Source organism: Lacibacter sp. H407 (assembly GCF_037892605.1).
Classification (GTDB): Bacteria; Bacteroidota; Bacteroidia; order Chitinophagales; family Chitinophagaceae; genus Lacibacter.
Map to the genome: position 1 here is coordinate 3,213,138 of NZ_JBBKTU010000001.1, position 12,828 is coordinate 3,225,965.

At 39.8% G+C, this 12,828-nt stretch carries 16 protein-coding genes; 8 read left to right on the top strand and 8 right to left on the bottom strand.

Annotated features, from left to right (window positions below):
- Positions 1–14: 14 nt before the first annotated feature.
- The 4 genes from WG989_RS13950 (at position 15) to WG989_RS13965 (ending at position 3,523) form a co-directional block, all read left to right on the top strand.
- On the top strand, positions 15–356 hold the full coding sequence (locus WG989_RS13950) for a phage holin family protein (RefSeq protein WP_340430207.1): 342 nt from the start codon (positions 15–17) through the stop codon (positions 354–356).
- A 7-nt stretch (positions 357–363) separates the two neighbouring features.
- On the top strand, positions 364–774 hold the full coding sequence (locus WG989_RS13955) for a hypothetical protein (RefSeq protein WP_340430209.1): 411 nt from the start codon (positions 364–366) through the stop codon (positions 772–774).
- Positions 775–780: 6 nt separating this feature from the next.
- Positions 781–1,881 (top strand): AI-2E family transporter, encoded by a 1,101-nt coding sequence (locus WG989_RS13960; RefSeq protein ID WP_340430210.1) that lies wholly within the window; start codon positions 781–783, stop codon positions 1,879–1,881.
- 184 nt (positions 1,882–2,065) lie between these two features.
- Positions 2,066–3,523, top strand: coding sequence for a T9SS type A sorting domain-containing protein (locus tag WG989_RS13965; protein ID WP_340430212.1), 1,458 nt, complete (start codon positions 2,066–2,068; stop codon positions 3,521–3,523).
- A 232-nt stretch (positions 3,524–3,755) separates the two neighbouring features.
- On the opposite strand, the gene WG989_RS13970 is transcribed toward WG989_RS13965, so the two are convergent.
- From WG989_RS13970 to WG989_RS13995, 6 genes are all read right to left on the bottom strand, one after another.
- Entirely contained in the window at positions 3,756–5,600 is a 1,845-nt protein-coding gene (locus tag WG989_RS13970; protein ID WP_340430214.1) for a PAS domain-containing sensor histidine kinase, read from the bottom strand.
- A 47-nt stretch (positions 5,601–5,647) separates the two neighbouring features.
- Positions 5,648–6,013 (bottom strand): cupin domain-containing protein, encoded by a 366-nt coding sequence (locus WG989_RS13975; RefSeq protein ID WP_340430215.1) that lies wholly within the window; start codon positions 6,011–6,013, stop codon positions 5,648–5,650.
- A gap of 341 nt (positions 6,014–6,354) precedes the next feature.
- The gene (locus WG989_RS13980) at positions 6,355–6,510 is read right to left on the bottom strand and encodes a lmo0937 family membrane protein (protein ID WP_340430217.1); all 156 of its coding nucleotides are present in this window, start codon (positions 6,508–6,510) and stop codon (positions 6,355–6,357) included.
- Positions 6,511–6,549: 39 nt separating this feature from the next.
- On the bottom strand, positions 6,550–6,873 hold the full coding sequence (locus tag WG989_RS13985) for a hypothetical protein (RefSeq protein WP_340430218.1): 324 nt from the start codon (positions 6,871–6,873) through the stop codon (positions 6,550–6,552).
- Between the two features lie 41 nt (positions 6,874–6,914).
- Positions 6,915–7,475: a helix-turn-helix domain-containing protein gene (locus WG989_RS13990; protein ID WP_340430219.1), complete on the bottom strand. Its 561-nt coding sequence runs from the start codon at positions 7,473–7,475 to the stop codon at positions 6,915–6,917.
- Between the two features lie 154 nt (positions 7,476–7,629).
- Positions 7,630–8,190, bottom strand: a complete 561-nt coding sequence (locus WG989_RS13995; RefSeq protein WP_340430220.1) for a helix-turn-helix domain-containing protein — start codon at positions 8,188–8,190, stop codon at positions 7,630–7,632.
- 341 nt (positions 8,191–8,531) lie between these two features.
- Here WG989_RS13995 and WG989_RS14000 point away from each other — a divergent pair, with 341 nt between their 5' ends.
- Positions 8,532–8,717, top strand: a complete 186-nt coding sequence (locus WG989_RS14000; RefSeq protein WP_340430221.1) for a Thivi_2564 family membrane protein — start codon at positions 8,532–8,534, stop codon at positions 8,715–8,717.
- A 249-nt stretch (positions 8,718–8,966) separates the two neighbouring features.
- Positions 8,967–9,548, top strand: coding sequence for a hypothetical protein (locus WG989_RS14005; RefSeq protein ID WP_340430222.1), 582 nt, complete (start codon positions 8,967–8,969; stop codon positions 9,546–9,548).
- 77 nt (positions 9,549–9,625) lie between these two features.
- On the opposite strand, the gene WG989_RS14010 is transcribed toward WG989_RS14005, so the two are convergent.
- The gene (locus WG989_RS14010) at positions 9,626–10,186 is read right to left on the bottom strand and encodes a porin family protein (protein WP_340430223.1); all 561 of its coding nucleotides are present in this window, start codon (positions 10,184–10,186) and stop codon (positions 9,626–9,628) included.
- A gap of 483 nt (positions 10,187–10,669) precedes the next feature.
- Here WG989_RS14010 and WG989_RS14015 point away from each other — a divergent pair, with 483 nt between their 5' ends.
- Positions 10,670–12,205 carry an MFS transporter gene (locus WG989_RS14015; protein ID WP_340430225.1) on the top strand — a complete coding sequence of 512 codons (1,536 nt, stop codon included), beginning with the start codon at positions 10,670–10,672 and terminating at the stop codon, positions 12,203–12,205.
- A 3-nt stretch (positions 12,206–12,208) separates the two neighbouring features.
- On the top strand, positions 12,209–12,460 hold the full coding sequence (locus tag WG989_RS14020) for a DUF6814 family protein (protein ID WP_340430227.1): 252 nt from the start codon (positions 12,209–12,211) through the stop codon (positions 12,458–12,460).
- Between the two features lie 74 nt (positions 12,461–12,534).
- On the opposite strand, the gene WG989_RS14025 is transcribed toward WG989_RS14020, so the two are convergent.
- On the bottom strand, positions 12,535–12,735 hold the full coding sequence (locus WG989_RS14025; protein ID WP_340430229.1) for a dodecin family protein: 201 nt from the start codon (positions 12,733–12,735) through the stop codon (positions 12,535–12,537).
- Between the last annotated feature and the right edge of the window lie 93 nt (positions 12,736–12,828).

A 12,828-nucleotide genomic window follows, 5' to 3' on the forward strand; every position in this document is an offset into this window, starting at 1 on the left:
ATTAACTATAAATTATGGAACAACCGGTAAGCATCGTTGAAGAATTACTTGGAAGAGTGGAAGGTTATGGAAAAACAAGTTTTGAGTTAGCAAAACTAAAAGCAGTTAAAAAACTGATTCCGGTTGCAACATCAGCCACCTCTCAACTAATTGTAATCAGCTCATTATCCCTGTTTGCATTGTTATTCAACATTGGCATAGCCATGTGGCTGGGCGAACTATTAGGTAAACCCTGGTACGGCTTTTTAGCAGTATCAGGGTTTTATTTTTTATTAGCCGTAGTACTTCATTTTGTTCTTGCCAAATGGTTGCGCAAACCGATCAGCCGTTTTATCATCAGGCAAACACTTAACTAATGCATTTATGAACATCGAAAACGAAACTGATCTTGAATTGGCGATTGCTGAAATGGAAAGCAGTCACCGTCACGAAGGTCGTATTATCATTGATGAGTTTAACCAGGCGTTCCAGCGGGTACAACCAGCCAACATCATTAAAAATATACTTAAAGAAGCAACCGCTTCTGCAGAATTAAAAGATAATATTCTCAACACATCGGTTGGTATGGCAGCAGGCTATGTTGCCAAAATACTGTTTGCCGGAAAAACTGCAGGGCCTGTTCGCAAACTCGTTGGCAGTGGGTTAATGTTTGGTGTCAGTAATTTGATCAGTAACAATCCCGATAAAGTACGATTGGTAGGGAATACCATGATCAGCATCGGCAAACAACTGTTTAAAAAAGAATCATCAAACGGAACGGAAGAATCTCACTAAAGGCAAATGAATAGTTTTCTCAAATTACCCTTCTATGCAAGGGTTTCTCTTTTATTGGTAGGCTTGTATGTACTCATCAACATGCTGTACATTGGAGGAAGCCTGCTTATTCCGTTTGTATATGCAATGATCATTGCTGTGTTATTAAGTCCTGCCGTAAATTTTCTGGTGAACAAAAAGCTTAATCGTGCATTGGCCATTGCCATCGTACTATTTGTTGTGATATTGCTGCTGGCAGGGTTGATGTTATTGATCTCGTCGCAAGCCAGTCGTCTCAACGATGCGATGCCACAACTCACGCAAAAGTTCAATGAGTTTTTTACACAGATGCTCCAATGGGTATCACGCACCTTCAACATAAGCGAAACAAAAATTGATACATGGATCGCAGAATCAAAATCGGATCTGTTATCAAATAGTAATTCTGCCATTGGAGTTACCATCAGCAGTGTTGGCAGCGGCTTGGCAACCATCTTCCTCACACCGGTCTACATGTTTATGCTCCTGTTCTATCAACCCCATTTGTTGCAATTCCTCCATAAACTTTTTGGTTCGGGACAAAATCCGGATGTGACGGAAATATTAACTGAAACAAAAACTATTATTAACGGATACCTGGTTGGTTTATTTATTGAATTTTTGATCATTGCTGTGTTGAATACAGCTGGTTTATTAGTGCTTGGAATTGAATATGCATTACTGCTTGGGCTTACGGGTGCTTTACTCAACATTATTCCTTATGTAGGTGGTTTAATTGCCTTGATCCTTTTTATGATCGTTGCATTGGTAACAAAATCACCTGTGCACATGTTGTATGTAGCAATCCTGTACACTGTTATTCAATTTGTAGATAATAATTTTATTGTACCGAAAATTATCGGATCAAAAGTAAAACTCAATGCATTGATCTCACTCATGGCTGTTATTGCAGGTGCAGCGTTATGGGGTATTTCCGGAATGTTTCTCTCCATTCCAATAACAGCGATCATCAAATTGATATTTGACCGGATCGATCCGCTGAAACCGCTTGGATTTCTCATGGGCGATAATACACCGCCGCTGCTCACGCTGCACAAATCAAAAGATATCAATACACCTCACTTATAGCATTAACGTGTGAATGTTATAATCTTTTCATTCATTCATGTAACAGTGGTTTCTTCAAGTTATTCAATCTTTGCAGCTCTTACCGCACCTTGATACATTATAACCTGTGTTGAATGTATATAGATGAAAGCTTCCAATTCCTTCTGAAAAAAGAAATTTCTCTTTCATCTTAATCATTTAACACATGAAAACTTTTTTACTTTCTGCCCTTTTTTTAGCGACTTTTTTAGTGACGAGTAACCGCACACAGGCACAGTGTACCGTGAGCGACATTATTGTACAGAACATCACTGTTGTTTCCGGAACTGCAACTTCCTGTACGGTAAAATTTGATGTAACCTTTAATATTGCCGACAACAACGGAAATAAATTCATTTTTATCCATGCATGGTTGCAAAATGATTATCCTAATTATTTTAAATGCGAGAATGGTCAATCTACACAGAATGGTGCCATCGCAGCGCCAATGCAATCAGATCTTGTAAAATCATTTCTCAACATTGGATTAGATAACCTTGGTGAAACACCCGTGATCCTTACATCTTATCCAGCAGATGCTACAGTGCCAATGGCAGCAATCGACTCAGCAAGCAAAGTGGTGTTACCTGATGGAACAGCTACGATTACCTTGTATGGGGTGATTGCTACATCGCCTGTAGCTTGTACAACTCCTTCAGTTGTGGTGGTTGATCTTTGGTCGAGCCAGGCAGCAAGTGGTCAACGTGCACATTGTGTGAATTGTGGCATCCGTTCAACTGCCGGTTATTTTGCTGTATTTGGTTTTGTGAATTGTTTTTCGAATTCGTTCACCGGAGCAATCAGCAATAATACAGCGGCACAGTTGGATGGTTACTATCGTGTGTTTGCAGATGTAAACAACGATGGCTATTTCACTCCCAATACAGATACACTGCTCATTACAAATACTGATTTTTCAATTGCAGCAATGGGAACCATTCCGATTTCGGGTGCTATTCCGGAGGCGAATAAAAATCAAAACATCTTTATTGTTGTAACGCAAACGACCGGTGCAGCATCGGGTGCTTCCCGAGTATTTATGTTGCAACAGGCACCATGTGGACCATTACCTGTAACCTTTGGTGCAGTTTCTGCCAACAGAATGAATCAATCGAATGTGATAGTGAAATGGGAAACGGTTACAGAAGAAAATACAAGAGGATTTATTGTACAAAGCAAACAAGGCAACGAAGCATGGAAACAGTCGGCTTTTGTTCCTTCAAAATCAGTAGCCGGCAGCAGTAGCCTGCCACTTAGTTATTCGTTTACTGATATGAATTCCAGCAGAGGATTGACACAGTACCGTATTCAACAGATTGACTATGATGGAAAAACCAGTATAAGCGAAACAAGAGTTGTTCGTGGTGATGGGCAGAGTGGAAAAATGATCGTTTATCCTAACCCAAGTACCAATGGACGGGTAATGGTTGTGTTTGACGAAAGCAAAGTGATCCGTGATATGCTGTTAGTGGATATGTATGGAAAGCAAGTGCGGCAGTGGAGAGGTGTTTCTGATAATACGCTTCAAATTGATAACCTTGTTACAGGTATGTATACATTGAAAGTAATTGCACGTGAAAGCGGTGAACAAACCACCACCAAAATTATTGTTTCAAAGAATTGATAGGCAGGAATTACCCTTCGCTGTTTACTCAATCAAAAAGGCTCCTGATCAGGAGCTTTTTTTTGTGCTTTGCATCTATAAAAAATGTTGAGGAATTTGACGATGCGCAATGAATAGGATGTAGCAAAAGATAACATCTGTCCGAATCTTATTGCATACAAAGTGATTGATTGGCACGCAGAGGCAAAGAGGACGCAGCTGTTCTCTGATTTTTTTAAATGAGCAAACGCTCTTAATCTTTCGGAGAATAGTGAAGAGGCAGGCTTACATCGAGTGTAAAGCCATTCCCGGGCGAAGAAGTGATTTGCATGCTGCCATGGTTTACATGCACTCTGCTTTTAATATTGAGTATGCCCACCCCATTTACCGGATGTTGATGATCAAAGCCATCCCCATCGTCGGAGATATGCAGGAATACCTGCCCGTCATGTAAGGTTAGATCAATGTTCGCACGGGTAGCATTGGCATGTTTTAAAATATTAGCTACCTGTTCCTGTACAATACGGAAAATGGTCAGTTGAATTTTTTTGTCAATCAGTGTGTGTAGGTTTTCATCTTTGTAAAATGTGAATTTAACAGGATGGATATCGGACAGATCGTTGATGAGATTTTGTATGTTTTCCAACACGCCAATTTCGTGCATACCCGGCACTACCAATGCTTTTGAAATGCGACGTACTTCATCAATTACATTTTTGATGAGGTCACAGGATCGATCGAGGTATTGATCCCGTTTGCTTTCCGATTTCTTTGCCATTTGAATATATAGCTTTGCAACAGCGAGCAATTGGTTAAGATTGTCGTGCAACTCTTTGCCAATTTCTGCACGTTCGGTTTCCTGTGCAGAAATAACAGCACCTGTAATTTCCCGCTGCCGGGTAATGCGTTCCTCGATCAACTTTAATTCAAGCTCCATGGTTTCAGTAATGTCGGCCTGGATCGCAAAAAACTGGTTGCAGTTTCCCTGTTCATCAAAAAGGGCTTGCCCCTCCAGATGAACCCAAAATTTTTCACCGGCTTTCGTATAGTTGATGAGTTTGCAATCAAAGGGCTGTTGATTCTTTATTTTTTCATTGAGCGCTGCCACAACTTCTGCATTGGTTTCTTTTCCTTGCAAAAAATGGCCTGGCACTTGGCCTACTGCTTCATCTTTCGAATATCCGGTGATTTTTGTAAAGGCATCGTTTACCCAGGTAATATGTTGTTCTGCGTCTGTTACAATCACAGCATTCACTGTTTGCTTTGCAATAAGCGATAATTTTTGCTCACTCGCCAGCAGTAGTTGTTCTGATTTTTTTCGGGCGGTAATATCCTGTGTAGCGCCGATCATTCGCATGGCTACGTTGTTCTCGTTGTAAAAAATATGTCCGCAATCGTGTACAATCGCATAGCTGCCATCCATTTTCCGCAGGCGATATTCATCTTCCCATTTTTCCTCTGTGCCTGTTGTAAGGATTGTTTGTAATCTGCTGAGTAAGCCATTGCTGTCGTCGGGATGGATGCGGCTCTCCCAATAACTCTGCGGAATAATTGCGTTTTCAATCGGGTAACCAAAAATGCGTTTATGGCCGCCATCGATCCAAAACAATTGTTTCGCCTGAAGATCCCATTCCCATAAACAGTCGTTGGTTACTTCTGTAACAAACAGATACAGATCCCGCAACACTTTCAACTTCTGTTCGGGATTGGCAGGTTGACTGCTGCAGGTAAACGAAATAGAAATTGTTTTTCCCTGCGGATACACAACTCCCTGAAACCAGGCGCCCATCTCTGCCCAATACTCTTCAAATCGAACAGGTGTTTCTAATTGAAATGCTTTGTAATAGTTCGCATAAAATTCAACTGGCAGTAGTCCTGAAAATGTTTTCCAGAAATTATGACCAATTATATTTTTTGCTTCTACCCGTAACAGTTTTTCGGCCGCAGTATTCCATTCGATCACATTCCAATTTTGATCTACTGCAATAAAACCATTGGTAAGAATTTCCCGTACGGTAGTGGTTGCAATGGTTGATTTACTGTTGCTGTTAGTTGTGCGGCCTTGGGTGGCAGAAGGATGAAGTTGCTGATCGTTCATATAAACGAGGGGTTAATTGAAATAAATGGAAGCTCTAATAGCTTCACTTATTCGTATCCGCTTTTTATAATGGTCAGGATCATTTTAAACCGTCCATTCGGGCGAATGAAGTTGGGTAAATGCGCAGGAATAATGATGCCTTCGCCCGAAGTAAGTAAATGTGATATGTTATCAATTACGATTTCCGCTTTGCCTTCAATGATCTGTGCAAACGTATCGAAAGGTGATGTTTTCTCCGTTAAACCTTCGCCACTGTCAAACGACATTACGCTGATGTTGCCGGTTGATTTTTTAATAATGGTTTTGATCACCACTGAGTTGGGCATGTACTCAATAATTTCCACAATTATGTGGGCTTTCGATTTTTCCAGTTCCGAAATGTCGACCTTGTTGTTGATTTCTTCCGTGCTCATAGTTGGCGTTTAAATGGGTTAAATGCAAGTTGCTGTTTCGTTGATTGTTGCTGTGGTGTGTCCTGTAGCCAACATCTAAAGTTCTGTAAAACAACGCCGGTTATGTTATACAAGCCCGTGGTGGGGTTACATCATTCATACTTTTAGGAATTTCAGACGGGTATGCAAACGAAAAAAGCCTTTGCAGACGCAAAGGCTTTAACCAAAACCTACTCTAAAAGGGTGAAGATTATCTTATCTTTAATAGAACATTACTGTAAAGCTACAGGCTCTTCTACGTTATTCTGTTATACGATCTCTGCAAAAAATTATAGAATTCACACCCGTATTTCCGGTAACGATCAAAGGATCTTTCTGCCCTGTATAATACGAATGAGAATGGCGATGACCGCAATAACCAGTAATACGTGAATAATGCCACCGGCATTGAAGGCAAAAAAACCAACGAGCCATCCAATGATGAGGATAACGGCAATGATATAAAGAAGATTTCCCATGATGTGATTGTTTTTAATGATTAAAAAAGATGAACAATTTTATAATGATTTTTTTATTGCCGGGTCAAGTTGAAAGATGCGTGCCTGCTGACGCATATCTTTTTCGTATTCAGTAATGGTATGCAGCACTTTCAGTTTTTCAATGATGCGGCTGCGCAGGTGCTCATCAAAACCATTTTTCTCTGCTTCATTCAATGCTGTTTCGTATTGTACAATAGCTGAAGCAAATTCTCCACTGTTCTCATCTTGTAATGCTGCATGGAACAGTTTTACCGAGCTGCTTTTTTTACGCCGCAGCATGTACCAGATCAATAAGGCTGTTGATACAACAAAGAAGGCGAGAAGAAGAATATTATTAAGCATACTACTGAATTAAATAGTTCCAATTTTGTAACCAACTGTTCCTATAACTCCTTCCTGACTACCTGGCGCTTTTCTTTCTGCAGTTTAAAATGTGTAGGTGTAAGCCCTGTTATTTTCTTAAACTGAGTACTTAAATGTGCTACGCTGCTGTAATGCATAAGAAAAGCAATTTCTGTGAGGTTCATTTCATCATACACCAGTAATTCCTTAACCCGTTCTATTTTATGTATGATGATGAATTTCTCAATAGTAACACCCTGTACTTCCGAAAACAGGTTAGCCATATATGTATAGTCAAGTTGTAATTTTCCTGCCAGGTAAACCGAGAAATTCACAGTCAACGGTTCCTCTGAATAATGCACCATTTCAATCACTATATTTTTTATGCGCTCGATCAGGATACGCTTCTTATCATCCATCAACTCAAGCCCTGATTTCGACAGTGCAATTCGAAACTCCTGCCGTTGCTGTTCGGTTACCATTCCCACAATTTCAGCTTCTCCTAATTCAATAGATGCATATGAAATTCCAAGTTTAGTCAGTTCATCTCTCACCACCATTTTGCAGCGAATACAAACCATGTTCTTAATGTAAAATTTCAAAAGATCTGTTTAGTTGTTTTTGGAAGCCACCAGCTCTTTTCTTCATCAGTTCAGAGCTATGGATAACCTCAAAACAAGCTTGTAGATGCCGTAGTAAAGGTGGAGCTATTTGCCGGCAGTTTGTTTACAGAATGCACATGTAGTGTTGTAAAATTCACACATCCTCCAGCATATTGCGTCGCTTTTCTTTTAATTTCTTGAAATGGGAGGGGGTAAGGCCGGTTACTTTTTTGAATTGTGCACTTAAATGTGCCACACTGCTGTAGTGCATAAGATAGGCGATCTCGGTAAGATTGAGTTCGTCGTATACGAGTAATTCCTTTACCCGTTCTATTTTATGTGCAATAATAAATTTTTCAATGGTACTGCCTGTTACTTCCGAAAACAGGTTGGCCATATAGGTATAATCGTGTTTCAGTTGATCGCTTAAGTATACAGAAAAGTTTACGATCAATGGTTCTTCTGAGTAATGAACCAATTCTACGATCACATTTTTAATACGTTGAATGAGCACACTTTTTTTATCGTCCATCAGTTCAAGTCCTGATCGTAATAATGCATCTCTGAATTGATCATGAAGTTCGGTCGTGAATTCAGTAGTAATATCTGCTTCACCTAAGTCGACAGTTGTGTATTGGATACCAAGTTTGGTGAGTTCTTCTTTCACCACCATTTTGCAACGGATGCAAACCATATTTTTAATATACAACTTCATAGACCTGCCTGTGTTTTGGTTTAACTTTTTTGCTAAATACCTGGTAAGCTGGTCTGCTAAGCCACACCTCTGTAATCTTATAAAGGTAGTCCTAATTTTACCGCTTTCGGCTGCTTCATTTTATGATTCAGATCAGACAGCCCGGCAACAATGGTTAGTTACTGCTGTCGATTGCAATAAAAACCTCTGTAGCCAAAAGCAGACATTGTTTTTCACTCCTCAAACTACCACAACGAATCCGAAAATTTTGAAACCTGTGAATCATGTAAACAATTCTGCAACTTTTGTAACGAAAGCCATATCAAAGCAGCCCATCTTTACAACAAATAAAAAATACGTTTATGCCGTTGCTGACCATTGTTGTAGTATTGATTGTAGCAGGAGTTCTTCTTTGGTTGATAAACACCTATATCCCGATGGATCGTAAGATCAAGAACATCCTCAATATTGTAGTTGTAATAGCGATCGTGATCTGGCTGTTAAAAGCATTTGGATTACTTGGTTCTATTGGCAGCATCCGTGTATAAGGGACTGGCCAACTACTTTTAATAATGGTTTTACATGAACAGTATTTTTTACTGTTGTATGAACAAAATGAAAAACATCTCAAAGCTGGGCATTGCGGTAGTTGTGATCATGATCACGGCGCTGTTGATCTCCGGCTTTTTGTATGTGTTCAGCGAGTATATACTGCGTAACACAAATTGACAGCCGTTTCAAACAAACGTTTTGAAATGGTGATTGCTATTTATCACTCAAACAAAACGTCATTCTTTATGTCACTCACTCTTCTGGAAGCAGTACAAGCTGAATTAGGTTATCCGCCGTTACAAAAAATTGATCCGAATACACAAGTTGTAAAGGAAGATGATACAACACCTGATGAACATCGGTTCAGCCAGGCAAGTATACCGGCTGTGCTTACTGCTTTGTATAATTACAGTTGTAGCGACGTAGGTGCCACGCATATACTGGAAGCCGATCCCGCAACACTTTGGGGCGATAAGATCTTTGCCGATAACAGAACTGCCATTGTACAACACATTGCGGAGTATGCAAACTACACAACAGAAAATGTAACGGAGAAATTAAATACCATAGCTTCTTGTGCAGTAGGTATTATCTGGAAGCAAGAGTTGCCGGAAGATGCAAGCATGCACCATGTAAAGCGGTATATGAGCAGTCAACTGCCCCATATACTTCCATACCTGCCGGCGGTTTTGCAAATGGGCGAATTGTTACATAATAATACATTGGACGATCGTACCAATAAAATGGAAGGTCCCTTATCGAATTTTATACGTGCACTTGGAAGTGGATTTTCCAAAGAAGAAACCGCATCGGAGAAAAAGAACTAGTCAGAGGTTATCTACATCAGGAATCAAAAAAGCCCCCCGATATTTCGGGGGGCTTTGCAGTAAATATAGTTAGTTGATTAATCTTTATGCTGGAATTGATAAAACACACCCAGTTGAAAACCTCTGTTAAATGATTTCGAACTGCTGCTGTTTTCATTGATGTTGGTTAATCCATGGTTATAACGTGCATTCAAACCAAATCCTGATGGAACGTGTATGTAACCAAGACCAACACCAATGGTAACATCAAGTGCTTTTAAATTATCTTTTATATCCGTCTTTACATCATTTGTTACGGAGTTTGCACTCATCAAAAAGCCAAACTGAGGGCCTGCCTGTAAACGGAAACCATTATCAAACATGTATTGCAGGATCAACGGTACATTGATGTAGTTGAGGTTTAATTTGGTTTCAACACCACCGGTGGTATATTTTGCGCCTTGGCCAGAAAAAACTATTTCCGGTTGAAATGCAAATTGATCACTGAGATGAATATGACTAAATATACCGGCATTGATGCCCGGCTTCAGGTCGTATTTAACATCGTTGCTGTTCTTAATATTGTACAGGTTTAATCCTGCTTTAATACCAATGTTCATGTGTTGTGCATTAACCGCACCTGAAATTACTACAGCCATGAGGGCTAAACTTAAAAAACGAATCATATACTTTACTTGTTATTTACGTGAAAGAGAATCTGCCTGTGCATTAAAGCAAAAGAGGTAGAAGTGGTTTGTTGCATTTTACTGTGTAGTGTTGGGCTTATTCGTTTGTACGGACTAACAGCTTAAATACTTTGCAAAGGTGCTGCATATACACCCAACACATGTTACACAATTAAACTGATCGGTTACACAATTCACATGTTTGCCGGTAACAATGTTTTTTTTGTAGTGATGATGCTATGTGTGTTTGATGATAGCCCGTTTGATTGATGAGTTTCTAAAGAAAACGAACAATCAATAGCAGAACAGAAGCCAGACAGATCATTTTTGTAGTACAATTCATTTTCTTATCTTCCTCGAATGAAATGAGCCATAACAAATGTTGATACCAACTGAACTGTTCATTGGCGGATAATCCCGGTAACTATCGGGAGCAAAAACAATAATAACGAATACATGAATCAAACGAATGCTTCCTCATCTATCTGGAAAGTGATTGCCGCCTCTTCGATGGGTACTATGATCGAATGGTACGATTTCTACATTTTTGGTATGCTGGCTAAAACAATATCTGTACAGTTTTTTCCCGAAGGAAATGATGTAGCTGCGTTGCTCAGCACATTGGCCATTTTTGCTGCCGGTTTTATAGTACGTCCGTTTGGTGCGTTACTATTCGGACGGCTCGGCGATCTGATCGGACGTAAGTACACGTTTCTTTTAACACTTGTACTGATGGGCTCCTCTACATTTTTGATCGGCCTTGTGCCCGGTTATAAAACAATTGGTGTGCTGGCTCCCATACTTGTGTTGTTACTTCGTTTGATTCAAGGATTGGCCTTGGGTGGAGAATATGGTGGTGCTGCTACTTACGTGGCCGAACATGCGCCGTCGAACAAACGTGGTTTTTATACAAGCTGGATACAAACCACTGCAACACTTGGTTTATTTGTTGCATTGGGTGTTATACTATTAGTAAAATCAAGTATGAGTGATGCGGCTTTTGACGCAGAGTGGGGTGGCTGGCGTTATCCTTTCTGGTTATCGATCGTGTTGGTGGGTGTTTCTATTTATATCCGTATGAAGATGAAAGAATCGCCGCTGTTTGAAAAGCTGAAGCATGAAGGGAAAACATCTGTAAATCCATTGAAGGAAAGTTTCAGTCACAAAGGAAATTTTAAAATGGTATTGCTGGCGTTATTTGGTGCTGTAATGGGGCAGGGGGTTATCTGGTACACAGGCCAGTTTTATGCGCAAAGTTTTCTGGAAACAAAAGTGAATCTCAATTTTGAACAGAGCCGTACCATTTTATTGTGGGCTATTTTGTTTGCAACACCTTTCTTTGTGTTTTTTGGTTGGTTGAGCGACAGGATCGGCCGAAAGTGGATCATGTTGATCGGTATGTTGCTGGGTGTAATTTTTTACCGGCCCATCTATCAAAGTTTTCTCGATAGTGTTGATCATACAAAAATTGAATTCGTTGATCTGAAGGTTACAGCAAAACCAATAATTGAAGCAGCACCAATTGCCGGTACAAATGGTTTTGTTCGCTCTGTTACTACATCGTATGCGTCAGCTAATGGCTGGGCATATACAGAAAAAGTAAAAGATACCGTACAACAGCAAGGGGATCTTATTATCAACAAACCCACAACAACCTACAGCGACAGGCATTTGCCATCACCAGTGTTTTGGAAATTTGTGTGGCTGGTATTTGTGCAGATATTTTTTGTAACGATGGTGTACGGACCTGTGGCCGCATTTCTGGTAGAACTATTTCCAACCAAGATCCGTTATACGTCAATGTCGTTACCATATCATATCGGCAATGGTGTGTTTGGTGGATTGGTGCCGTTCATTGGTTTGCTGCTCACCACAAGTTTTCCTGCTGATCCGTTGGTGGGGCTTTGGTATCCGATTGGGGTAGCGGCCTTGTGTTTTGTAATTGGCGTTTTATATCTTAATAATAAAATTGATCCCAACGTAAACGATTAATATATGAACAACTTGAAACGATATGCCGGTATAGTTTGGATGATCATGGGTCCTGCTGTTTTTGTATTACTGTTACTCGCAGCCTGGTATAATATTGACAGTGCAGGAACAAAGGATATTAACAAGCCCATTCCGTGGATCATTATCATAACTATTTTTTCACCGATTGTAGTTGGGCTCGTGATCTTTGGATGGTATGCATTTAAAGGTGAGTACGATCATTTACCGGAAGATTCTACTGAACTGACTGATTAATGAAACGAAAACATGTTATAAAAACAAAACACTGAGTAACTGCTCAGTGTTTTGCTTTTCAGTTGTATAATATCTTACTCAAGCCTGAACGATATTTTACAAACGCATCCAAACGTTGTTACTTTCCCGTCTTTTACATGTGCTTTAATATCCTGTACATACACCGAATCAATATTCCGAACGGTTTTAGATGCTTCGGCAACGGCCTGTTGAATGGCGTCGTCAATTCCTTTTTCAGATGAAGCGATCACTTCAATTACTTTAACAATTGGCATAGCTGTAAGTTTTTTGATGTTTAAAATTGGTTTACTCCTTTAAGGTAGAGAAACTATTCCGTAACATCAATAGTATCATTGTTTCATATTTTA